This window comes from Chitinophaga pollutisoli, from assembly GCF_038396755.1.
Lineage (GTDB): Bacteria > Bacteroidota > Bacteroidia > Chitinophagales > Chitinophagaceae > Chitinophaga > Chitinophaga pollutisoli.
In genome coordinates this window covers 4460950-4485944 of sequence record NZ_CP149822.1, presented here as the reverse complement: position 1 = coordinate 4485944, position 24995 = coordinate 4460950, and the positions used below count along the sequence as shown (strand labels likewise).

Here is a 24995-nt window from a genome sequence, read left to right as displayed (position 1 = left end):
GCTATTTCAAGGGAGAAGCGAGATACTTTTCGATGTCCTGCCAGTGGCGCATCATGATTTTCCTTTTCTGTTTCAATTGCGCCGCCAGATCAGGCCCAAGCAGGAAACGGTCTTCGTACAGCGGTTTATCCGCCACAATCACCTGTTGCGCCCCGCCATTTTCCAGCAGCCGGATCATCGCATTGGTATTATCCAGCTCGTCACGCATAATGTTATTGAAAGTGATGAAATCGGGATGGCCTGTCCAGCTGGAAGCTTTGTCTGGCAGGCGTGCCGGTCCGGCGAGCGCTTCGGCGTTGCGGTCGCGGATCGCCTGTGCGGCTGCGAAGTTGCCGCAGCTGCGGATAATACCCGCGTGGACGCGCAGGGACGTAGCCATGCGCGAAAAGAAATCTCTTTGCGGCGCTTGCGTATCAAGCTGATCAAAAAGCGTTGCTGCGCGTTGGATGCGTAACACGTAGTTCGCCACTACGTTTGGCGGCACGGTGAAACGCCCGCCGTGAATGTCGGTATAATCCATCCGCGCTTCTTCGGTGGAAATATTGAAAACGTAAGGCAGGAAGTACGCTTCTTCTGCGGGCGCCAGCAGCTGCGGCGCCACCACCAGCGGGCGCGTCATCAGGCGGACCGTCACGCCCCAATACAGGGAATGCACGGCGGGGAAAGTGGTGGATTTATAGGTAAACGCTTCCTGCAGGGCAACGCAGGCGTTGGTGAGGGTTTCCGCTGATTGCGGACCGCCCCATTCGCGGCAAAGCTTTTTCAGTTCCGTCATTTCTCCGTCCGCGCCCTGCCAGGAAGCGGTATCGCGAAAGCGGCGGGCAACGAGATTGATGATCATTTCCGACATATCCGCGCGCTCCACCCCGCGATCGTAGGCCGCGCGCAGGGATATGAAGATGGTTTTATTTTCGTTGCGGGGCAGCGATTGCAGCTGGTCCAAAAATGCGACCGGGTTGAGAATCCCTGTTACGGGGTACAGACTGCCGAGCGTGCCGCCTACATTCACGAGAGCGCGCCGGTTATTGCTTTTAAAGTAGCATCCGGGCGGCAGTTCCGCTTCGATGCTGGCGCGTTCCGCTTCCGAGAAATTGGAATTGCTTTCGTCGAGATAGATGGACAACTTCCTGCCGGCGCGCGCCGCGCCTTCCTGGTAGGCTTCCAGCAGTTGGCGCACGCGTTCGCCGGTGCTCATGTGCTTGCATTGCGCGGGGCCGTTGGCGCCGGTGTACAGCCAATCCGACCAGCAAATACCAGCGCCGGCGTCGTTGGTTTTGAAAGAGAAACTGGTGATTTCGGGGGCCTGGCGCAGCATTTCGGTCATCATGCCCGCCAACAGTTCGCGTGTGTCCTTTTGATGTACGCAGGGCGCGAATTCCATTTGGGTACTTCTCCGGGGATGATCGACCCTGGCGCCGAGGAACTCCGGGTAAGCTTCAAAAAAAGCGGCCGGCATGAAGTTGGGCTCATAGCCGAGAAACGATGCTTCCATCCCGGCTTCCCGCAGGATTTTCGCTTTCTCCAGCAGCAGCTGGCGGTTCTTTTTTACGAATTCGGCAGGGATAAACGGGGCCAGACGGGCATCCGGGAAAAATTTAAACGGCGTAGGATTGGCGCTCGCGTATTCATGCCAGGCGCTTCCCTTTTCCGGGATTTCATGAAAACTTTTATCTGCCAGGGTGCTGACATTCACCTGAATTTTACCATAAGGTTTTAAAACTTCGAGTTGGCGCACTAATTTCCTGAATCCGGCAAGGTCTTTCAAGGGAGCGTTAATGACGAACACCCTGCCGGTATCCGCCGTGGTGGCGGCAGTAGTTGATTGCGTTAAAAGAAGGCAGCCCCAGAGCATCGACAACCAGCCAAAGGCCAGCCATCTTTCGGCACAGCAAAATTTCATATCCTGATACGTTTTGAGAAAAGCTAAAGAAAATTGAAAAATAACGTAAAGCAAATAAAACACTTCTTATTCTTATTTCAAAACCTTATCTTCATAAAAATTTCAAAATAAAAATAAGTTTTTGAAAATGATTTATCCCTTTCAGCGCTTTCGCGATATTTCCATACGGGCCTGTCTCGTTATTTTGACTGTTTTTTCCGGCAGCGCCCAGGCACAAACCGACACCAGCCATTACTCCCAGGTTTTCGGCGGCGCCAGACCGTATCGCATCTACCTGCCAGCCAACTACCACACACAACCCGGCAAAAAATTCCCTGTCATATATTACTTCCATGGCAATAAAGGCGATCACAAACTGCCATTTGCCGGCGTTCCCGCACTGGTCAACGACGCATCCGTAATTCTCGTCGCCTGGAACGGGCGCTCCGTTCCGCAAGACGACCGCCCGTACAACATCGGTTATCATTCCAATATCAATTACCCGGTCCAGTTCAAGGACTACTTCCTGGAGCTCGTCGGCCACATCGACTCTAGCTATCGCACCCTATCCGACCGCGCCAACCGCGGATTGATCGGGCACAGTATGGGAGGGTTCATGTCATTCTTCCTGGCCGGAAAATACCCGCAACTGGTCAGTATTTCCGTTAACTCGAAAGGTTCGCCGGAATTTTTCGCGGGATCACCCGCCCGGCACACGCTTTACCAGCAACGGTATATGTTTAAAAACTTCAAAGGCGTGAAACTGCGATTCCAAAACGGATCGATCGGAGAAGAACTGGTACACCTGAATACAGAAATGCACCACGGCGCGCAACAGGAGCCGAAGCTGGATTACAGTTACCAGGCATACGAAGGTCCCCATCAACTGAATTTCGAACAATTCAGGGACGCTTTCCTTTTTGTGGCGGGCGCCATCGGCACACCGGCACCTCCCCCGCAAAGGTGGCACCACGCCGACCTGTACCCCAACTTCGAGGTTTGGGATTACGCCGTCAACAGCAACATGACTACTCCGGGATATATCGAGCTAAATGGTGTCACCAAAGGCGGCTTCACTTCGCAAACCCGCGCCTGGCAACCAGATGGCCCACCCATCCCGGGCACTGCCCTGCAAATCAGCACCGCACCCGTTTACCGGCCTAACGCCACGTACACTTTGGTGCAATACGATAAATCCAAAGATTCCATCTCTACCCGGAATATCACCGCAGACGCGCGGGGCCGCATCCAGGTTAACACGAACGGAACACCCGCCATTTTCGGCATCAACGCCAAAAATTCCGCGCCGGAGATCGTGCTGGCCGATTTCAACGCCGGACGCCAGGATCACTTTCTCCCGCACAAAACACCCGCATCCATCCGCCTGCGCCTCCTGAACCGTGGCGGCAGCGCATCCGGCAAACTAACCGCCACGTTATCCACCACCACTCCCGGCGTCAACATTGCACAACCCTCCATCCAGCTGCCCGCCATCGCATCCGGACAACTCGCCTGGACAGACGCCAGTTTCACCATTTCCGCGAACCAGGAACCTCCGGCCGACGGATCCAGTCCATTCGTAAAATTTCAACTGACGATAAAAGACGAAAAGGGCCGCAGCTGGGAAGACGAGTTTGAAGCACTTCCCTTTTTCGCAGTTCCTTCTTTCAATGAAATCGGGATCGACGACGGCGACAGCGAGATTTACGGAAGCGGCAACGGCAACAACATCGCGGAGCCAGGCGAAAAAATCATGATCTATCAATTCAGCCATCGTACCAAATTATATTTCGAAGATCCCTATATTGTATCCGAAACCTTGCACGACGACCTGCAGCCCGACAAATGGGGTGATGGGTACGCACTTTCTTCCCTGATCCGGATCGCGAAGAATTGTCCGCCGGGCCACGTGATCCGATTCCTTGCCTGTTACGAAGTAAAAGAATGGAAAACGATTAAGCGCAACGTGACCTGGGGCACCTTTTCCATCACGGTCGGTCAATAATGTATATAAAGCATGAAGCACACTTACTTCCGGGCATTGTTACTACTGCTCCTCCTCTCGCCCGGCGCAACTTTCGCTCAAAATAAGCGCGCAAATTTCACTGGGCGCGTGAAGCATTTCGGCAATGGCAGCACGGGCATTTACTGGCCCGGAACCATGATCAGCACGCGTTTTTCAGGCACCTCGGTAGCGGCGGAACTGGAAGATGCGACCGGCAGAAACGTATACCGCATCATCATCGACGGCCAGCCCGTGCGCGACTTCACGCCCGCCTATGGCCGGAAAACGTATGTTATCGCGGAAAACCTCAAACCGGGCAAACATACCGTCTCACTGCACCGGCAAACTGACTGGTACAACGGCATAACAACTTTCCATGGATTCCGATACGAAGACGGAACAAAAACTTACCGCATCAAAACGCCGCGCCGGCGGATCGCGTTTTACGGCAATTCGATAACGGTTGGCGCGGGCATGCGCGAGCGCGACACTTCGTCGAAAGGGCCATCCACCAACAATTACCTGAGCTACAGCGCACGCACCGCCCGGCACTTCGGAGCCGAATATCATTGCAATTCCTCCAGCGGGATCGGGCTGATGATCAGCTGGGGGAACGATATCATGCCGGAGATCTACGACCGCACCAACCCGGCCGATAGCAGCAGTGTTTGGGATTTCAGCAAAGATAAACCAGAGATCGTTGTCGTAAACCTGTTGCAAAACGACGCTTCACTATTCCTGCAACCAAAGCATCCGCAATACATTCGCCAGTTCGGCGACAAAGCCGCGCCCACACCCGAAACGGTGATCGTTACTTATATGGGATTCATCAAAAATTTACGCCGGCACTACCCGAACGCGCGCATTATTTGCGCATTGGGCAGCATGGGCGCCGTGAGCAACGGTTCGCCGTGGCCGGGATATATCCGGGAGGCGGTTAACAGGTTGCAGGATCCTCGAATTCATGCCTTTACTTTCGATTACATCGGCGGAAACGGGCATCCGAACGCGGCGGAGCATGCTGTGATGGCGGAACGCCTGATTGCTTTCATCAATAAGATATCGGATTGGAAAGATTGAAAAATGAAAAAGCATAAAAAAAGCCAGGCGTATAGAAATACACACCCGGCTAATCACAGTCAAAACACGTTTATTTGGGGTAGCTGAAACACTTTGTGATGAAAGGCCACACTCCATCCTTGTAATACTCATGCCCACCGGCGCCTTCATACATTTCCAGTTTTGAAGCAGCTCCGGCGACACCATACACCCGTTGCGCCCGCTGAAATTCAGCGCGGGCGGCTGCTATCGGGAAAATTTCATCTTTCTGGCCGTTAATAATGCATAATGCGCGGGGCGCTATCAATCCGGCCACATCTCCCATTTCACCCAATTCCAGGATGCCGGGGATGTAATTGCAATCGCAATGCGCGATCGTTCCGATGCTGGCTTCGAAAGAACAGAAGTAAGAAGAAGGCGCGGCAACGGCGATCCGACCATCACATGCCGCGGCGAACAACGAAACGGTTCCGCCGCCGGAGTTCCCGGTGATGGCGATCTTTTCCTTATCTACCGGCAAGTGCGCCAGCGCCCAATCGATGATGCGGGACATATCCCACACGCGGTCGCCCACGGGCGTCCGGCCGACGAGGAGATCGTGCATCAGCTGGATGCGGCAGGAAAACGGCAGGCTGTCGCGCTTGTCCTTTTCCGTGCGCGTTTCACCGAAGGCCCTGGTAGTAGGCGCAATAACAATATAACCAAGGTTCACGGCCTGCACGGCCACATCACGGCCGCGGGCCGCCACCATGCGGCGCTCTTCTTCGTCCAGATAAATGCCGGCGTATTGTTCGGGATTTTTGCCGTGGCCATGTGGAGTCAAAACGAGCGGGCGCGTACCGCCGCCTTTCGGCAGCAGGATCACCATGGGCAAGGGAACCGTTGGTTCCGTCCAGATTACCCAACGCTGCCGGATATACGCCCCCATATCCTCCGACGAGCGCATGTGCGCCCGGGGAATGTATCCCGGCAGCTGCGATTCGATTTTATCGAGGCCCAAAGCTGCTTTGAGGCGCGGAAGAAACGCAGAACGCCACCGGGACACATCATTCGCAGTTTGCCCTTTAAACGAAAACGCTTTTTCAGCCTTTGCATATTGCCGGCCGAAATGCAACGCAGAGGAATAAGGAACCTGAGCGCCAGCTGCCGTATCGGCTTGTGCCCGGGCAGCCATGGATGCCAGCAAAACGAAGCCGGCGCTCAGGGAAAATAATTTATGTCTCACTATTCAGGATATTGCTGGCCTTGTTTGGGATGCGCCAGCGGAAGGCCGGCTTTTTTGTCCCACCAAACGCGGCTCATAAGGATATCGCCACCACTGAGACGGGATACGGCCGCCTTGTAATTATCACCGTTCCGGAGGGACTCTGCCAACGGATACGTAAGCCTGCGGGGTATATTGCCGTCGGTGTCTCCTTTCAGCGTGCCGGTCCAGATCCTGGGGTAACCCGTTCTCCGGAATTCCGCCCAGCCCTCGTTTATATTGTAGTAAACGGCCAGCCATTTTTGCACGATGATCTGTTCGAGTTTTTGCTCGTCTGTACCGGCCAGGGTAGCAGCCGGGGAAGCGAGGTACGTGGTGATGTCGCCAGCGGCCACGCCATATTGCGCCATCGCCAGCTGGATTCCCTGGCGATAGAGATCCTGTTCATCTTCGTTCGTAATCCCCGCGAGCGCTGCTTCAGCGCGGAGGAGGAATACTTCAGACGCATTCATGATGACAATATCAATTACCGGTTGAAGAAAGGTAAGCGCCATCCTGGACACGGAGTCCGTCTGATAAGGGCTCGGAACGCCATCCGTCGTTTCGAACTGAAGGGGAACACCGCGGTATCCCGCTTCTGGCGCGTTGGCCGGGCGCGCGAGCAACGGCAGGCGCGGGTCGCTCAGGCGCTTGAGATTGTCGGTCAGCGTGAAGGACACGACCATATTATTCGGGCTCGTCTGTTGTCTCGAATAGAAAGGATTCGCATTATCCGCATTCCCGTCATTGAGCGTAGCCAGTTTCACGTTCTGCGCGTTCGTGGTGATGAATGGCCGGGTCATCACTTCATCGATATGCTGTTTCGCCAGGTCGGGCGCCGCGTAACGTACGCGCATCGCCATGCGGAGGCGCAACGAGTTGGCCAGCCGCTTCCATCCATCCACATTCCCTTTCAACACGATATCCGCATTTCCCAGCGAGAACTGGGCAGGATCGCTCTGCAGCGCTTCATACGCCTCATCCAACTCCTTCAGCATTTCGCGGTAGATCGCTTCCTGGGTATCGTATTTAGGTTGTACGATCACATTTTCTACTGACTTCACCGCATCGAAATATGGCACATCACCGTAAGCGTCGGTCAGTTGCTGGAAGACCATCGCCCGGCAAATCCTACCGATATTCAACATGTTCCTGCGCAAGGGATCTTGCTCGCACAGCCGGATCATTTCGGAGAAATTGATGAGATAGTTACGGTAATGGGTATTGAATGGATTACTCCAATCCCGGTTCTGGAAAACATTCCCGGACGCGGGATTTTTATAATAGCCTGCGTAATCCGCCAGCAGACCGTGCGTCTGGTTCTGGAACACGAAATTCTTAATAGCGCTGGTAAACAACAGCTGCGGCTGTACGATATCCCGGCCGATGAGCGTGGGATTGGTGTTGATTTCCTTGAAATCCTTCGTACAACTTCCCAACGCCACGCATCCGCCAGCCACCATGATCCATTTATATATCAATCGCATAATGCTAATTTTTCAGTGAATTAAAGGGAAACAGAAAGGTTCAGACCAAAATTGCGGGTAATGGGCACACCGGTAGACTCAAAGCCCTGCGCCACGGTAAACGGCCCGAAGCCACCTTCCGGATTGGCGCCCATCTCCTTGATTTGCTTATTCTGCTTCAGATACAACACGTTGCGGCAAACAGCCGTCAGCTTGGCTGATTTCAGAATGAAGCCCTGACGGAAATGCTTACCGACGTTGTAACCCAGCGTTAATTCGCGAAGCGCGATGTAACTGGCGTCCAGCACGAATTCTTCGCTGATATTGCCATAACTCATACTCTGGTAATAAGCCGATCTTCCCAGCACGATATTGCTACGGGTGAATTTACCGTCGGCCCCTTCGATCACGCCATCGGCGATCAGGTTGTCGCCGTTTTCCGTGCCTTTACCCGTACCCACCGACCATTGCTGCTGCTTGGAATAAGAGAAAATCTTTCCACCTTGCCTTACATCGATCAGGAACGACAAGCTTACCCCTTTATAGGAAAGATTGTTGGTGATGCCCGCCAGGTAATCCGGCTGCACGTTACCCAGCACCGAAGTAGTAGCATCCCGCTGGTAAGCGCCGGCAGCGTTGAGCCACTTCTCGCCAGTAGCCGTCCGTTTGTACTTGTAACCCACGATATTGCCGTACGGCAGTCCGGGCCGCGCCTCGATGCTCATTTCACCCGTGCTGTACAGATTCAGCGAATTGATGCCCGGCGCCAGGGAAACCACTTCCGACCTGTTGCGGGAGGCGTTCACGGAAATATTCCAGGTGAAGCCGCGGGACGATATAGGCGTACCCGTTACCATCAACTCCAAACCGCGATTACGGATCTCACCGGCATTGATCAGCTTGCGCGAAAAGCCGGTAGGCGCCGGGATATCCACGCCCAGTATCTGGTTTTTGGCGCGTGCATGATAATACGTAAAGTCGATCCCCAGGCGGTCGCGGAAGAATTTCAGCTCCGTACCCGTTTCAAAGGAAGTCGTCAGTTCGTTTTTGAGGTCCACCAGCGGAATAGTCCCCGGTGTAGAAGCCATACGCTGGCCATTGTAACTGAGCGTGCTCAGGTTATACCCGATCTGCGTCTGGTACGCGCTTGCGTCTTTACCCGCCTGGGCATAAGACAACCGCACTTTACCGAAACTCAGCCACTTGTCATTTTTGATCTGGAAAGCGTCAGTAAAAACGAAACTGGCGCTGGCCGCGGGATAGAAGAAAGAGTAGTTATTGGCCCCGAGGGTCGACGACCAGTCGTTACGACCGGAAATATCCAGGAAAAGGAAATTATTATACCCGATCTGGCCGGTAAAATATCCCGAGTTCATGCGGCGGCGGTTGAGGCGGTCGGCCGGCACCACCAGGCCTGCGTTGATGATATTATAGAGATGATCGATATTCAGGTTATTGCCCTGCAGCGTCATCTCCTGCTGCTTGCGGTCGAGGCGGTTGGCGCCCACGGAGAAAGTTCCGGTGAATTTATCGCTCAGCGCGCCATTGGCCGTGAGCAATACGTCGAAGTTGTCTTCCCGCATGCGGATACGGTCGTTGTTCACCTGTCCGCGGCGAAGGTTCCCAGAGCCGGTGGGCGTATTCACCCCAATGCGCGAATCGCGTACATCGAAGAAGAAGTCGGTGCCGCCGCGTGCCTGCAACGTAAGCCAGGACGCCAGTTTATACCGGGCCAGCAGGTAGCCGTTCACACGGTCGCGGCTATCAGTACTGAGGAACTCGTTCAGCACCCAGTAAGGATTGAACGGGCGGCCGTCGGTCCAGTTATTGGCTTGTCCGTCGGGTGTTTTGTAATCCTTCATCATGTCCATCGACAGGAAAGCGGGGAAACGGTTGAGCGACATACCGATGGTATTGATATCGGTACCGAAGCCCGGCCTGTTTTTCCCGGCCTGGCGGATGTAGTTGACGCGGGTTTCGATATAGAGTTTATCCGTAGCCTGGAATCCGAGGGTGGTGTTTAGGGTCTGGCGATCAAGGGTGGATGTGGGGTAAATGCCCTTGTTGCGCAGATCCGAAAACGACACCCGGTAATTCACTTTTTCGGTGCCGCCGGAAACGGCGAGTGAGTTGGTGTAGGTGCTGCCGGTGGCGTAGAAATTGCGTGACTCGTCGGAGCCTTTCCCGGTATAGGAGAACACGCCGAGGCTGGGCCAGAGTTCGAGCGCGATGGGCTGGCCGTCGAATTTAGCGCCCCACATATCAGGGATGCCTGCGGGGAGCTGGCGCACTTCGCGGCCGTCGATGGTAACGAGGTCCCACGACTCGATGGATTCGCCATAACCCGGACCGTATGAATTCTGGCGCTGCGGTGTCACGAGCGGCTTTTCCCATACGGCGTTGGAATTGAAATCGATTTTGGCGCGTTTGCCGGCTTTTCCTTTTTTGGTGGTGATGAGGATAACGCCGTTGGCGCCGCGGGCGCCGTAAAGCGAGGCACCGTTCGGGCCTTTGAGCACCGTGATGGTTTCAACGTCATCGGGCGAGATGTTGCCGATCCCGTCGCCGTAGTCGCGGGCGGTGCCGCGGGCGTTGTTAAGGTCGGGCGCGCCGACGGTCTGGTTATCGATGGGTACGCCATCGATCACGTACAGCGGTTGGTTGTTGCCCTGGAACGAGCTGGCGCCGCGGATGTTGACATAACTGGAACCACCGGGCCCCGTTGCGGATGCGCTCACGAAAACGCCAGCGACTTTCCCTTTGAGGGAGTTAGCGACGTTCACTTCGCGGGCTTCGGTAAGTTCGCTTCCTTTGACTACCTGTGCGGAGTATCCCAGCGCGGCGCGCTTTCGTTCGATACCAATGGCGGTAACAACTACTTCCTGCAGGGCGCTGTTGGATTCTGCGAGCTGGACGTTAACCAGTGTGCGGTTGCCTATAGGTTCCGCTTTTTTCTCCATGCCGATGTAAGTAAATACGAGTGTCCCGGACAAGGAAGGCAAAATAATCCGGTAAAAGCCTTTTTCATCAGTGATCGCTGATTTGGTTGAATTCAATAACGTGACGGAAACTCCGGGAAGCGGCTCCCCATTTTTTTCCGATGTAACCGTGCCTGTCACGGTAAGCGCTTGCCCAAGCGCGGTGGTTGAAACGGCTGTGAAGGCAAGCATTAAGGCAAGGAATCTCAGTTTAAAGTTTTCTTTCATTGTATGCATGTTTTTAAACCCCTTTCATAAAAGTAAATAAAAAGCTTTCAAAAACAAATCATTTTCGTTTCCTTATCTATAATTATCGAAAATTTGAAAATCAGGACAAAAAACGGCAATCCAACATTACTTTCGACAGCTATTTTCGCAATTTTGGCGGGATTAAAGGTGCAGCAGTAAGCGTAAAAGGTACGTTTACAATGAAAAATAACAACAAAACAATGAAACGAAAACATCACTCATTATAAAATAAGAAAAAGAAAATTTTAACGCTATATTTGCGATAGCAGTTCAATATGTTGACGATAAACGGATTTTAAACTGATCAAGATGACCGCTTCGCACATTTCCCGCAGAAATTTCCTCGCCACCGGCACCGCCGCCATCGCCGGAATGGCCCTCAGCTCCCCGCTCCTCGCCGCCTCAGCCCCACGGATCCGCGTCGGCGTCATCGGCACCGGCAGCCGCGGTGCCGGGCTCATCACCTTACTACAGAAAATCCCGGCTTTCCAGGTGACCGCCTGTTGCGACATCTTGCCGGATAATCTCCGCAAAGCCATCACCATCTCCGGTGGCAAAGCGAAAGCCCACACCGACCACCGCGCACTGCTCAACGACCGCAACCTCGACGCCGTCGTGATCGCCACGCCACTTTTCCTCCACGCTCCCATGGCGATCGACGCCCTGTCGGCCGGCAAACACGTCTACCTCGAAAAATCTTTGTCATATAATATCGCCGAAGCCCTGGCCGTAGAGAAAAAGGTAGCGGAGAGCAACCGCGTACTCCAGGTTGGCTACCAATACCGTTATTATGGACTCTACCGCAAAATCAAGGAAATCATCGGCCAGAACTGGCTTGGCAAAATCACGCACCTCGAAAGCCAGTACAACCGCAATTCCGACTGGCGCAATCCCGTTTCCGATCCCAAACTGGAACGCATCGTCAATTGGCGGATGTATAGCGAGTATTGCGGCGGCCCGCTGTCTGAACTCTGCGCCCACCAAATCGATATGATCCAGTTCCTGCTGGACGCCAATCCCACGCGCGCCGTGGCCATGGGCGGCATCAATTACTGGAAAGACGGCCGGGACACCTACGATCACATCCGGGCCATATACGAATACCCGGGCGGGATTAAATCCAGCGTTTCCTCGGTGCTGTCAAACGCTTACAACAGCTATAACATCAAAATTTTCGGAGAAAAAGCGACGGTAGAGATCCAGCGGGAGAATGCTTACATCTACGCCGAAAATACCCAAAACAGGTTGGGAACGGTGGATGGCGTCACCGGCGCCACTGTCAGCGTAAAAACCCAGGGCGACGCGGAAGAAATCAAATGGCTGCAGCCCGGCGAGCGCCTTCTCGAACCCACCACCTACGCGCTCGAAGACTTCCGGCGCTGCATCCAGGAAGGCAAAACGCCCGATTCCAATGTTTTGACCGCAAAAAACAGCTCGCTGGCGATCCATATGGGGAATATGGCCGCCAAATCAGGGGGCACGGAGTATTGGCCAGCGTAGAGATCAACCATTCTTTAGTAGCAGTCCCCGCTCCTTGCGGATACGAACCAGCACCTTCTCTACAAACGAACGGACATGTACGGGGATCAATAACTTGTCCATTCTATGAAAATACGCAATTACAGCTTTTGCCATCAATCGCACGACGATCATTCGCGCCGATGACGGCGGTCATTATCCGAAGGTACTTGCTGGTTTACTTTTGTACCAGAATTAGCGTTTAGCTTTATTGCGCAGATGAGCAGCCGGTAACGGCCATTTTAACCACTCCGAATAACTTTCCTTCACAGCCGCTTTCCGTATTCATGTAATTATCACCTCCGGCAACAGTCCGGCGCGGGCAACTTTATTTTTGGCCGGAAATTTTCCGGCCTGGCGCCCCTGTCTTGTCCGGCCAAAATCCAACATATGAAAAGCTTGCAGTTTGCCTGCCTCTTCGCCGGCCTGGCTATCCTTTGCGCCTGCTCCAAGGAACCGCTGGAAGAATACCTCCCTCCCGAAAACGCCACCTTGGCGCAGATTCCCGCTTTCAGGGATTCGTTTTTCGTTATGACGCACCGCGTCGACAGCGCCAATATGCTCCGGCTCATCAATGCGTATCGCAGCAAGGGCTGCAATTGCGGCGGAGAATACATGCCGCCGGCGCCACCCCTGACCTGGAATATCCGCCTGGAAAAAGCCTCCTGGCTACATAGCAAGGAAATGAACGACAGCGTGTATATGAGCCATATAGGCCGCAACGGCAGTACGGGCGGCGACCGCCTGCACAAAATGGGATACCACTGGAAAAGTTATGCGGAAAATATCGCGCTGGGTATACTCACTGAAAAAACAGTTGTGGATGGTTGGATGGGCAGTAAAACGCATTGCCTGGCCATGATGAATCCCTTGCTGAAAGAAACCGGTGTCGCGCGGTACAAAAACTTCTGGACGCAGGAAATCGCCTTGTCTTATTAATCACTTCATTTAAACCGCATCAAAGCGCCTCCATTTCCAAAAGTCCATTCCGGCGTACGCAACGTGCTTCCAGGAAGGGCATACCAGGCGCTGGCGGACGAGGGGTTCTTTAAAAGATGAATGTCCTGCGCAGGCATATAGCTCTGGGCCAGCAGGAATCTCTTGTCGCCATGGATATTGACCGCTACATCCATCACGATGACCGCATGGCCGGGGGATCCGCCTTCAATGAAAACATCGCCCGGGCGAATGTCGGATATATTGCGAACCGGCTGCAACTGCTTTTTCAGCGAAATCGTACCGGCGTATGTGAATACAGTTTCCAGGTAACTTTCGAAACACGCGCGCGTATCGCAGGGAGATGTCACTTGTAATTTCAGGAGCTTGTTGCCGCGAAGCTTCCATCGCCATCCTTTCCGCCAGTCTGAGTAATTTATCGGCGTACCGTCGGTGGCGTTGAATACGATCTGCCCGTATTTATTGTTCGCGTAAAGATGTTCCGCATACAGGCGCATCACGGCATCCGCACATTGCTGGAGGTCCTTTTTACCGGTGGTAATATCCAGCACAGCCACCTGCGCCGATTGATTGCGTTTCTTATCCCCGTTGAACAAATACACCGTTGTCGTTTTTTTCAAGGGAACGTTGCGGAGCCAGGCGCCGAAGCTGCCGGAAGCTTGCAGCATTCGTTGAAACCCGGCCGGCAGCGGCCATTCGCCGATGGTTTGCGCGGCAGCGGGAAATACCAACAGGGAACAAATGAGCAACAGGAAGATTTTCATACAACATAGATGCGGATATATCATTTTTCCACAACATTCTTTCCCTGAAATCGCCAATCACCGCGGACGCGATATGTAGAAAAAATGATCAAAGACGCCCGCTGGCAGTGCACTACGCATTCGGTGCTTTTTCCTTTTTGTGAACATCGGCGGAACGCCCGAACTGGTGATTGTTTTTCCGCAGGATGCGGGAGAAAGTTTCCAATACATTACCTCGAAAGTTTTGGAAATCGATGCGGTAAAATCGGATTACGAAAAATGGCGGGATAATATCGATCAATATCCCATCGAATTCGAAAAACCGGAACGCATGAACGGCCGGATCATCTTCGCCGCCGGTGAAGATCATGCCGCAGAACAAATCCTTTCCCCGGCGTCTTTGGCAGCAACCGCGCCGCGCAGAAGACATTGCATGATCTACAGTTACCATGAAGATTTTCTCACACTGGAATATTTCTTCCATCGCCATTTCATCGCATGGCGCGAAACGAATATCATGAAGTGATCATGGAGATGGTATTTGTAGCGGATGCAACGGAAGTATTGTATGCCGTACCGCTTGGTTTCCGCATCAACCTGTACGAAAAAGCCGGTCAGTTCAAATGACGTATTCCACTATGGATGATCTTTTTGACGGGAACGACCAGATCAGTTTCCAGGCGATTATGGAAAAGAATAAAGTGCCGGTTATTTTTTGAAAACCGGGCATTTACTGAAATAAAAAAGCCGCTTCGTAAAGCGGCTTTTTCCTTGTTGCCCGACCTGGATTCGAACCAAGACAAACAGAACCAAAATCTGTCGTACTACCATTATACTATCGGGCACCGTTCGTTGGGATTGCAAAAGTATAATTTTTTTTATTTCTGCAAAAAAATGTTCGCTTTTTTAGAAAAAAAGTACTGTAACTCCCTCCTGCAAAGGCTTTTACACTATAACAACCGCATCACAGCCCCTACGATATGCTCCGGTGCAAGTTCTTCCATACAGGCGTGATCGCCCCGGAAACAGGGTTTGCTCCCGAATACCGAGCAAGGACGGCAATATAAATCCAGCTGCACCGCGTTCTGTTCCCGCTGCCCGAATCCCATGAAACCCGCGTAAGGATGCGTGGCGCCCCATACAGACACCACGGGCACGCCATACAACGACGCCAGGTGCATATTTGCCGAATCCATACTTACCATGAGTTGCAGGCCGCTGATGATCCGCAGCTCCTCTTCCAGCGAATGCTTACCTGCTACCACCTGCAATCCGTTCACACGTTTTGCCAGCGATTCCAGCTTCGCCGTTTCTTCCTTCCCGCCGCCAAACAACAGGATTTCCGCTTCGGTGCGCTCGCGCAACTGGCGGATGACCACTTCCATCTTTTCAATGGGGTACGTTTTCTCTCGGTAGGTGGCAAACGGCGCGATGCCGATCTGTTGTTTCGCCGCGGGTTTGCGCGGCAACGTGCCCGGCGTATCGGCCGCCACGGGGTAGCCCAGCTTCGCGAAAACGGCACGGTAACGGTCGAGGGTGGAGGTAAGCGGCCGGAGGATTTTATGGTCTTTCCGCGTGAGCGCCTTCTTCCCGGACCTTCCTTTGTCGATCACCGCTACTTTAACGGCCGTGAGGCGGAAAAAAGACCGGATGATCTGGCTGCGAAGCACCTGGTGGAGGTCCGCCATGGCGCGGATGCCCGGAAATTGCGCGCGGACGGCCCGGAAGAGGCGGAAAAGGCCGTTGACGCCCTTGTGTTCGCCCTTGAGGTCGGCCGGCACGAATATGAGGCGGGGAATCCCCTGGCAGAGGGCGCCCCAGTTCTTATTGGTGACGAATACGATGGTCAGGTCCGGATACGTATCCAGCACCTGTTTCATAACGGGAATAGTCATGGCCACATCGCCCATGGCGCTGAAGCGCACGGCCAGCAGGGTCGTTTTATTGACCGGATTTTTGCCCATAGAGAACGGGATTGAGCGAGGGATCGTTGTACATTTTCATCTGCTTATACACTTTCATGTATTTGCGGCCTTTGGAAATATCTTCCAGCAGCGCTTCGATGGCGGTGGATAAATCGCGCTGCTGCTCCAGCAACACGTCCAGCTTGCGGGCGCAGGCTTCGCGGTGGGCTTCGGTGGCATCGGGGCGCGTGGCTTCTTCCCGCATGTGGTAGATTTTGAGGCCGAGGATCGACAGCCGGTCGATGGCCCAGGCCGGGCTTTCGGTGTTGATGGCTGCCGAAGCCACGGGGATCACGTCTTTATATTTTTCGAGAAAATAGCTGTCGATATATTCCACCATATCGGTACGTTCCTGGTTCGACCGGTCGATCCAGCGCTTCATTTCCAGCGCTTTCACGGGGTCGATGGCGGGGTCGCGGATCACATCTTCCAGGTGCCACTGAACGGTATCGATCCAGTTTTTGGCATACAGGAGATGTTCTACGGTAGTGTTTTCATAAGGGTTCCGGATCGCCTGGTGGATGTCGTCGGCCACATGGTAATCGCGGATGCTCTGGTCAAAAATTTCGATGCAAAGTGCAGTAAACATGCAGCAAATGTAAATAAAAAAGCACGCTGTGGAAACAGTGTGCCGGGCATAAAATCATGTGAATGTTCGAGAATGCAATTGTGTAGGCTTTCAATGGTTCTCTAAAGAGGGCTTCGATGATTTTCGGAATACACGAAACCTTCCGCTGACCATGTGGTGCCGGCGTGTTGGAGACGCCCGCAACACGGCCGGCAACAATAGTCAGATATTATTGATAGGAAAATCGTAGTGGAGATTTTCCATGCCTTTCTGGTTAATGATCTGTTTGCAGGAAGTGCAGTTTCAGGGTTATCGGGTCTTAAGTGTGTCTTGCTAAATTGGCATTTCCTGGTCTTCTTCCTCTAAATTACGCCACGCGCCTGTATTATTCCCGCAGTGATGAAAATTCTGTGTTATCACATACAATGGCTTGATTCCTGTTCTCTTATACACGCAAAAAGCCGCGCAAACCAATTGGCTGCGCGGCTTTACTTATAGCAAACCGGTTATTTTATCTCTTTCTTCGCGACAAAATACAAAGGTATCCCCAGCAGGATAATCCCCAATCCCGGCACCGCGTATTCCGGCTCGTAAATGAGCAGCAGCACGGCGAGCGACAGCGCCACCAGTACGTACAGCGCGGGCAGCACGGGATAACCAAAGGCTTTGTAGCTCCGGGGGATGTCGGGGCGCGTCCTGCGCAGCACGAAAATCCCGATAATGGTGATTACATAGAAAAGCAGCACGCCGAAGATTACCATGGTGAGCAGATCGCCGTACTTGCCGCTGAGGCAGAGCAGCGAGGCCCAGAGGCACTGGATCCACAGACCCGTACCCGGAACGTCGTAATTGTTGAGCGTGCCCGCCTTACGGAAGAACAGCCCGTCTTTCGCCATAGTATAGTAAATCCGCGCCCCCGAAAGGATAAGCCCGTTATTACACCCGAACGTCGAGATGATGATCATTACAGCGATCGCCATGGCACCCACGCCGGGCCCGAAAATCCGCTCCGCGGCGGCTACCCCTACCCTTTCGTTCTCCGCGAAAGCAATCTCGTTAAAGGGCAGCACGGCCAGGTACATGAGGTTGGCGGCAACATAGATGATGGTCACGATGAAAGTTCCCAGGAACAGGGCGCGCCCGATGTTCTTCTCCGGGCTTTTGATCTCCCCGGCGATAAACGTCACGTTGTTCCAGGCGTCGCTGGAAAACAGGGTGCCTTTCATCGATACGGCGATAGCGCCCAGGAACGCCATGCCGCTGAGGGCCGTTGTCACCAGCTGGCCGTCCACCATTTTGAGGTTGGCCGTTGTCCAGGCGTTTTCCCAGTTGGCGTTCCAAACTTCCGCTTTCGCGCCAATCAGTAGGCCGAAAATGATCAGGCCGAACAGGGAGAAGAGTTTGGTAAAGGTGAAAACGGTCTGGATGATCTTCCCGTTTTTAACTCCTTTGGTATTGATCCAGGTGAGCAGCACGATGGAAAGAATGGCGATGATCTGGGCCATATTGACCGAAAAATTCCAGCTGCCCAGCGGCATGGCAAAGAGGACATTCGTTTCCCCGAGTCCCGGCGCCAGGTACCCGAGGTACTTGGCGAAAGCCATCGCCACGGCGGCGATGGTGCCGGTCTGGATCACGCCGAATTGCGTCCACCCGAAAAGAAATGCGATAAAAGGATTGTAAGCTTCGCGCAGGTAAACGTACTGGCCGCCGGCTTTCGGGAACATCCCGGAAAGCTCGCCGTAACTGAGGGCGGCGATCAGCGTCACCACGCCGGCCAGCACCCACATGGCCATCATCCAGCCCGAAGACCCCATGGAACGGGCCACTTCGGCTGATACAATGAAAATGCCGGAACCGATCATAGAGCCCGCCACGATCATCGTGGCGTCAACAAGACTCAAAGTAGGCTTGAAAGAATGCGTAGGGTTGGACATGTAGAGGTTGATAAAATGGTTGATAAAAGAAAATCCCGGTTGCTACACCGGGATCAAACGTAAAATTCGTTTAATTATTTTTTCGGAGATTCCTGGTTCAGCGCCTTGATCACTTCGTCGGTGATGTCGTACGCTTCATCCTTGTACAGGATATTGGACGCTCCGGCGCGGTATGAGAAGATAAAGGCGTAGCGGTTGCCGTTTACCGTTTTAATCGTTTCTTCCAGTCTTTTCTGCAGATCTTCGGAGAACTGCGCTTCCTGGGTTTGCAGCTGCGCGATGAGGTTCTGACGGTTTGCCTCATGCTGTTGGGCTTTGCGCTGGAGGCTGGCTTCAGCAGCCTGGCCCTGTGCCTGCGTCATGGTAGGCGCCTGTTGCTGCAGCGATTGCAGTTCGTTCTGCAGCGCACGCTCACGGCCGGCGATCTCATTCTGGGCGGCTTCTTTCTTCCGGTCCAGTTCTGCCTTCTTGTCTTTGAAATAATCGTAATGAGCTTCCAGCGAATCAATATCTACATAGGCAAGCTTTTGTACGCCGGCAGCGGCATTTACGGATGAGTCCGCACCGGGTTTGGCGGCGGATTTACCGTTGTTTGGCTGACAGGCTGCAAATACGCCGGCGATCGCCATCAGAAATAAACCATTTTTCACAATAAGTTGACGGGTGTGCATGTTGATCGGTAGATTTTTAGTACGCTTGGATATAATGAGATTGTTGCGGCGGCTAAAATAAGGTTTTTGGGATATAAAAAAACGTTAAAAAGAAAATAGTGGAAAGATAGGTCAGGTAAGGGTTTGCAGGCACATTTCCCCTTAAAAACGAAAAAGGGGGACATCGTCCCCCTTCATTATCATTACTTTTTCATCTTTTCGAGTGCAATTTCCGGCTCGTCGGTGGTCAGGAAATCCGTCCCGGCCTTGAGGTAAGTGTCCATCTGCGCAGGGTCGTTCACCGTCCAGATATTCACCGTTACGCCGCTTTTCTTCGCCTGCTGGAAGATAGTCATGTCTTTATCGATGACCTTCCAGGCGTAATCGAAGCCCCAGATCCCGGCGGCTTTCAGTTCCGCGGGTGATTTGTCGCCATTGAGGTAGGCCACCTTGGCATGGGGGTCGAGGGCCACCAGTTTCCTGCAGATATTATAATCGAAGCTGATATACAGCATCCAGGCCTGTGATTTATGCTTGCGGATGAGGTCGTAGCACGCCTGCGCCAGCTGTTCGCCGCGACCGGTTTTGGAAGGTTTCAGCTCCAGCACCAGGCGGGTGATGTTTTGCTTCATGCCGTCTTCGAGGTACTGCTCGAACGTGGGCACGCGGTCCCCTCTATTCAGTTCGATCGTGGCGAGATCGGCCATATTGGTTTCTTCAACGACCTTGCCCCCGATGTGATGATCATGCGAAAGCACCGGCACGCCGTCTTTAGACAACCAAACGTCGAATTCCGTGCCCTCGCAGCCCAGGCGTACCGCATCGCGCAGCGAAGAAATGGAGTTCTGGCTTGCACCCGTATGCTTCCACGCGCCACGGTGGGCCACGATCTTATTGCGCGCGAAATCATCTTTCACGAAAATAAACGGCTCTTTCTGCCCGTTCAGCTCCAGCGTCACCGCGTATTGCACGGCCGAAGATTCGCCGATGCTTTTCTTCTTCTTCAAACGCACTTCTCCCTTCTTGCCGATCATGAACAGGCCCGAAGTATCTTCCGCCAGTTTCACGCCTTTGGCAGCTTCCAGGCCGGCATACACCTGCCCGATCACCGCGCCGGACTTGCCTTTCGGTATGGTGTAATTGTCCAGGTGAAATGCGGGCGCCTGCCCGTTCACCGCCGCAGCGGCCAGTAATGCCGGAATCATCATTCGATAACGTAGACGCATGGTAATGTGTTTTCTATGCTTGTTTAATATTTCGTCAACTTACGGATTATTATGTTCTGCTTTCAAGTCAGTTACATAAAGTTACAAAATACGGTGGCGAGCGGATAAATCCAAGGGGTTCCCAGGCTTTTTAATAAGAACTTAATACGGTTCCGGAAATAAAAAAAGGCCGCCCCGGGTGGAGCGGCCTTGGAATATGATTCGGTGCGAGACCTATTCTTCTTCGTCGAACTGGAACACTTCTTTCGAGGATGCGAGGATGTCGTATTCTTCTTTCGAACCTACGATCATGTTCTCGAATTCTCTCAGACCGGTACCGGCCGGTATCAGGTGACCCGTGATTACGTTCTCTTTCAGGCCAAGCATATCGTCCGTTTTGCCGTTGATGGCTGCGGAAGACAGTACTTTGGTCGTTTCCTGGAAGGACGCTGCCGAGATCCAGCTGTGCGTACCGAGCGAAGCCTTAGTGATACCGAGGAGGAGCGGGCTGGAAGTAGCCGTTTCCGCGTCGCGGTATTCCACCAGCTTCTTGTCGGAGCGGCGCAGCACGGAGTTTTCTTCACGTACCTGGCGGAGTGTTACGATCTGGCCAGCCTTCATCGTAGCGGATTCACCGGCTTCGGTTACCACTTTCTTGTCGAAGATCTGGTCATTTTCTTCAAAGAACTCGAACTTGTCGGTAGTATCGCCCTCGAGGAAGCGGGTATCTCCCGGATCTTCGATGGTTACCTTGCGCATCATCTGGCGAACAATCACCTCGATGTGTTTGTCGTTGATCTTCACACCCTGCAGGCGGTATACCTCCTGGATCTCGTTTACGAGGTACTCCTGTACGGCAAACGGACCTTTGATGGAGAGGATATCGGCCGGGGTGATGGAACCGTCGGACAGTGCGGTACCTGCTTTCACGAAGTCGCCGTCCTGTACCAGGATGTGGCGGGTCAGCGGAACGAGGTACTTTTTCACGTGGCTTTCGCGGCTTTCGATGATGATCTCGCGGTTACCACGCTTGATGTTACCAAAAGCTACTACACCGTCGATCTCAGATACGATGGCGGGGTTGCTCGGGTTACGGGCTTCGAAAAGCTCAGTTACACGGGGCAGACCACCGGTGATGTCGCGGAGCTTACCGATTACGCGGGGGATCTTCACGATCACCTGACCAGCTCTCACGTTCACGCCTTCTTCGACGATGATGTGGGAACCCACCGGCAAGTTGTACGATTTCACCTCTTTATTGCCATCCACGAGGAGGGACGGGATCTTGTTCTTGTCTTTAGTTTCGATAACCACTTTCTCGCGGTGACCGGTTTGCTCGTCAGCTTCTTCACGGAAGGTGATACCCTCGATGATGCTGTCGAACCGGATCTTACCGGCGATTTCGGAAACGATAACGGCGTTGAAGGGGTCCCATGTGCAGATCACGTCGCCTTTCACCACTTTCTGGCCATCTTTCACGTTCAGGGTAGAACCGTAAGGGATGTTGTTGGTGATGAGCAAGCGGTCGTTTTTCACGTCCATGATCCTCAACTCACCGGTACGGCCGATTACCACCTGTACTTTCTCGCCTTCGTTGTTTTCGAAGGTAGTGGTACGGAGGCCGTCGAACTGTACGGTACCGTCGAATTTCGCTGCCAGGGTGGATTCTACCGATGCGGAACCGGCCACACCACCTACGTGGAACGTACGCAGTGTCAGCTGTGTACCAGGCTCACCGATGGACTGTGCCGCGATGATACCCACAGCGTCGCCACGTTGCGCCGTGTAACCGGTCGCCAGGTTTTTGCCATAGCATCTAACGCACACGCCACGTTTGCTTTCGCAGGTGAGTACGGAACGGATTTCCACCGTTTCGATAGTGCTTTCCTCGATCTTACGCGCGATCTCTTCAGTGATCTGTTCGCCTGCGGCAACGAAGAGCTCCTCGTCGTTCGAAGGATTGAACACATCGTGGAGAGACGTACGGCCGAGGATACGATCATACAGCGGTTCTACTACTTCTTCGTTGTCTTTCAGCGCGGAAGTCGCGATACCACGGAGGGTGCCGCAATCTTCTTCGGTGATTACCACGTCCTGCGCAACGTCAACGAGACGACGGGTCAGGTAACCCGCATCCGCCGTTTTCAGTGCCGTATCCGCAAGACCCTTACGGGCACCGTGCGTGGAGATGAAGTATTCCAATACGTTCAGACCGTCCTTGAAGTTGGAAAGGATGGGGTTCTCGATGATCTCGGAACCAGAGGAACCGGATTTACGCGGTTTCGCCATCAGACCTCTAAGACCGGCCAGCTGTTTAATCTGTTGTTTGGAACCACGGGCGCCGGAGTCAAGCATCATGTACACAGAGTTGAAGCCCTGTTTGTCGGATGCCAGCTCGCGTATCAGCGTTTCGGTCACTTTCGTGTCCACACGGCTCCAGATGTCGATGATCTGGTTGTAACGCTCGTTGTTCGTGATCAGACCCATGTTGTAGTTATCCCACACTTCGTCCACCTCGCCGGCAGCACCGTCGATCATGAGCTGCTTGGCGTCGGGGATGATCAGGTCATTGATATTGAAGGACAGACCACCGCGGAATGCCGTACGGAAACCCAATTGCTTGATGTCGTCCAGGAACTTCGCGGTTTTCGGAATGTCGGTCGCTTTGATGATGTCGCCGATGATTTCACGCAGTGATTTCTTGGTCAGCAGGGCGTTTACAAAACCTGCTTCCTTCGGAACGTATACGTTGAAGATCACACGGCCCACCGTAGTTTCGATCAGTTTGCGCTCCAGGGTACCGTCTTCCTTGCGAACGTCCGCTTTTACACGGATGTTGGCGTGCAGGTCAACACGGCCTTCGTTGTGCGCGATGATCACCTCTTCCGCGGAGTAGAAAGCTTTGCCTTCGCCTTTCACGATTTCGGTTTCGGTGGATTTTTTACCCTTGGAGATGTAGTACAGACCGAGAACCATGTCCTGGGAAGGCAGGGTGATCGGCGTACCGTTCTGCGGGTTGAGGATGTTGTGCGAAGACAGCATCAGCAGCTGTGCTTCCAGGATCGCGGCGTTGCTCAAAGGCACGTGTACCGCCATCTGGTCACCGTCAAAGTCGGCGTTGAACGCGGAACACACGAGCGGGTGCAGCTGGATCGCTTTACCTTCCACCAGTTTGGGCTGGAAAGCCTGGATGGACAAACGGTGGAGGGTCGGAGCACGGTTCAGCATCACCGGGTGACCTTTCAGTACGTTTTCCAGGATGTCCCAAACCACGGCTTCTTTCCGGTCTACCAGCTTCTTGGCCGATTTCACGGTTTTAACGATGCCCCTTTCAATGAGTTTGCGGATAATGAACGGTTTGAACAGCTCCGCAGCCATATCTTTCGGAAGGCCGCACTCATGCAGTTTCAGTTCAGGGCCTACCACGATAACGGAACGACCGGAGTAGTCCACACGTTTACCGAGAAGGTTCTGACGGAAACGGCCTTGCTTGCCTTTCAGTACGTCGGAGAGCGATTTCAGCGCGCGTCCGCCTTCCGCTTTCACGGCATTGGATTTACGGCTGTTATCGAACAGGGAGTCAACGGCTTCCTGCAGCATACGTTTTTCGTTACGCAAGATCACCTCGGGCGCCTTGATCTCGATCAGGCGTTTCAGACGGTTGTTGCGGATGATTACGCGGCGGTAGAGGTCGTTGAGGTCGGAAGACGCGAAGCGGCCACCGTCCAGGGGAACGAGCGGGCGCAATTCCGGCGGAACAACGGGGATGTATTGCATCACCATCCATTCCGGGCGGTTGTCTACACGGCCATTGGCATCGCGGAAGGCTTCCACCACGCTGAGGCGTTTGAGGGCCTCGGCTTTACGCTGCTGGGAAGTTTCCGTGGCAGCCTGGTTGCGGAGCTGGTAGGAAAGGCCGTCCAGGTCGATCCTGGAAAGCATCATTTCTACCGCTTCAGCGCCCATCTTCGCGATGAACTTGTTCGGATCCTCGTCGGGCAGCAGCTGGTTGTCTTTCGGAAGGGTATCCAGGATATCCAGGTACTCTTCTTCCGTCAGCAGGTCTGCATAGTTGAGGCCTTTCTCTTGCTTCACACCAGACTGGATCACCACATAACGTTCGTAATAAACGATGGTTTCCAGTTTCTTGGAGCTCATGCCGAGCAGGTAACCGATTTTATTGGGTAATGATTTGAAATACCAGATATGAACTACGGGCACCACCAGGCGGATGTGCCCCATTCTTTCACGACGCACTTTCTTCTCTGTCACTTCTACCCCACAGCGGTCGCACACAATGCCCTTATAACGGATACGCTTATACTTTCCGCAATAGCACTCGTAATCCTTTACAGGACCGAAGATCCTTTCGCAGAACAAACCATCGCGCTCCGGCTTGTAGGTCCGGTAGTTGATGGTTTCGGGTTTCAGCACTTCGCCATAAGAACGCTCCAGGATGGTGTCCGGTGAAGCGAGACTGATGGTAATGCTGCTAAAATTTGATTTGGGACGATTTTCTTTCTTGATGGCCATTGTATGTTGTTTAAAGAAAACTCAATGTCTTGCGTGAAGCC

The 24995-nt window shown here is 53.5% G+C and carries 16 protein-coding genes and 1 tRNA gene; 5 read left to right on the top strand and 12 right to left on the bottom strand.

What is annotated here, in order from left to right; genetic code table 11:
• Window position 1 precedes the first annotated feature (1 nt).
• On the bottom strand, window positions 2-1900 hold the full coding sequence (locus WJU16_RS19005) for a hypothetical protein (RefSeq protein ID WP_341834999.1): 1899 nt from the start codon (window positions 1898-1900) through the stop codon (window positions 2-4).
• A 127-nt stretch (window positions 1901-2027) separates the two neighbouring features.
• Between WJU16_RS19005 and WJU16_RS19000 the strand changes: the two genes are divergently transcribed.
• Together WJU16_RS19000 and WJU16_RS18995 are read left to right on the top strand one after the other, a co-directional pair.
• Window positions 2028-3884: an alpha/beta fold hydrolase gene (locus WJU16_RS19000; protein ID WP_341834998.1), complete on the top strand. Its 1857-nt coding sequence runs from the start codon at window positions 2028-2030 to the stop codon at window positions 3882-3884.
• Window positions 3885-3896: 12 nt separating this feature from the next.
• A complete protein-coding gene (locus WJU16_RS18995) occupies window positions 3897-4964 on the top strand; it encodes a hypothetical protein (protein WP_341834997.1) in 1068 nt (355 codons plus the stop codon).
• Between the two features lie 70 nt (window positions 4965-5034).
• Here the strand turns inward: WJU16_RS18995 and WJU16_RS18990 are convergent, their stop codons facing one another.
• From WJU16_RS18990 to WJU16_RS18980, 3 genes are read right to left on the bottom strand one after another with little or no spacing between them, the layout of a single operon-like run.
• Window positions 5035-6168 (bottom strand): CocE/NonD family hydrolase, encoded by a 1134-nt coding sequence (locus tag WJU16_RS18990; RefSeq protein WP_341834996.1) that lies wholly within the window; start codon window positions 6166-6168, stop codon window positions 5035-5037.
• Window positions 6168-7673, bottom strand: a complete 1506-nt coding sequence (locus WJU16_RS18985; protein ID WP_341834995.1) for a SusD/RagB family nutrient-binding outer membrane lipoprotein — start codon at window positions 7671-7673, stop codon at window positions 6168-6170. The genes WJU16_RS18990 and WJU16_RS18985 overlap by 1 nt, the downstream gene beginning before the upstream one ends.
• 20 nt (window positions 7674-7693) lie before the next feature.
• Entirely contained in the window at window positions 7694-10822 is a 3129-nt protein-coding gene (locus WJU16_RS18980) for a SusC/RagA family TonB-linked outer membrane protein (RefSeq protein WP_341838676.1), read from the bottom strand.
• 366 nt (window positions 10823-11188) lie between these two features.
• Between WJU16_RS18980 and WJU16_RS18975 the strand changes: the two genes are divergently transcribed.
• Together WJU16_RS18975 and WJU16_RS18970 are read left to right on the top strand one after the other, a co-directional pair.
• Complete coding sequence (locus WJU16_RS18975) at window positions 11189-12379, top strand: Gfo/Idh/MocA family oxidoreductase (protein WP_341834994.1); 1191 nt, start codon at window positions 11189-11191, stop codon at window positions 12377-12379.
• A 408-nt stretch (window positions 12380-12787) separates the two neighbouring features.
• Window positions 12788-13336 carry a CAP domain-containing protein gene (locus WJU16_RS18970; protein ID WP_341834993.1) on the top strand — a complete coding sequence of 183 codons (549 nt, stop codon included), beginning with the start codon at window positions 12788-12790 and terminating at the stop codon, window positions 13334-13336.
• Window positions 13337-13341: 5 nt separating this feature from the next.
• Here WJU16_RS18970 and WJU16_RS18965 read toward each other — a convergent pair whose 3' ends face one another.
• Window positions 13342-14118 (bottom strand): DUF4846 domain-containing protein, encoded by a 777-nt coding sequence (locus WJU16_RS18965; RefSeq protein ID WP_341834992.1) that lies wholly within the window; start codon window positions 14116-14118, stop codon window positions 13342-13344.
• A gap of 139 nt (window positions 14119-14257) precedes the next feature.
• On the opposite strand from WJU16_RS18965, the gene WJU16_RS18960 reads away from it, so the two are divergent.
• Window positions 14258-14623: a hypothetical protein gene (locus tag WJU16_RS18960; protein WP_341834991.1), complete on the top strand. Its 366-nt coding sequence runs from the start codon at window positions 14258-14260 to the stop codon at window positions 14621-14623.
• Between the two features lie 248 nt (window positions 14624-14871).
• On the opposite strand, the gene WJU16_RS18955 is transcribed toward WJU16_RS18960, so the two are convergent.
• From WJU16_RS18955 to rpoC, 7 genes are all read right to left on the bottom strand, one after another.
• Window positions 14872-14942 (bottom strand) — tRNA-Gln (locus tag WJU16_RS18955).
• Window positions 14943-15047: 105 nt separating this feature from the next.
• Window positions 15048-16061, bottom strand: a complete 1014-nt coding sequence (locus tag WJU16_RS18950) for a glycosyltransferase family 9 protein (protein WP_341834990.1) — start codon at window positions 16059-16061, stop codon at window positions 15048-15050.
• Complete coding sequence (locus WJU16_RS18945; protein WP_341834989.1) at window positions 16039-16650, bottom strand: DUF4254 domain-containing protein; 612 nt, start codon at window positions 16648-16650, stop codon at window positions 16039-16041. Before WJU16_RS18945 ends, WJU16_RS18950 begins: the two co-directional genes overlap by 23 nt.
• A 485-nt stretch (window positions 16651-17135) precedes the next feature.
• Window positions 17136-18566 carry an amino acid permease gene (locus WJU16_RS18940; protein ID WP_341834988.1) on the bottom strand — a complete coding sequence of 477 codons (1431 nt, stop codon included), beginning with the start codon at window positions 18564-18566 and terminating at the stop codon, window positions 17136-17138.
• Between the two features lie 74 nt (window positions 18567-18640).
• Window positions 18641-19237, bottom strand: a complete 597-nt coding sequence (locus WJU16_RS18935; protein WP_341834987.1) for an OmpH family outer membrane protein — start codon at window positions 19235-19237, stop codon at window positions 18641-18643.
• A 182-nt stretch (window positions 19238-19419) separates the two neighbouring features.
• Window positions 19420-20442, bottom strand: coding sequence for a glycerophosphodiester phosphodiesterase family protein (locus WJU16_RS18930; protein WP_341834986.1), 1023 nt, complete (start codon window positions 20440-20442; stop codon window positions 19420-19422).
• 213 nt (window positions 20443-20655) lie between these two features.
• Window positions 20656-24954 (bottom strand): DNA-directed RNA polymerase subunit beta', encoded by a 4299-nt coding sequence (gene rpoC, locus WJU16_RS18925; RefSeq protein WP_341834985.1) that lies wholly within the window; start codon window positions 24952-24954, stop codon window positions 20656-20658.
• Between the last annotated feature and the right edge of the window lie 41 nt (window positions 24955-24995).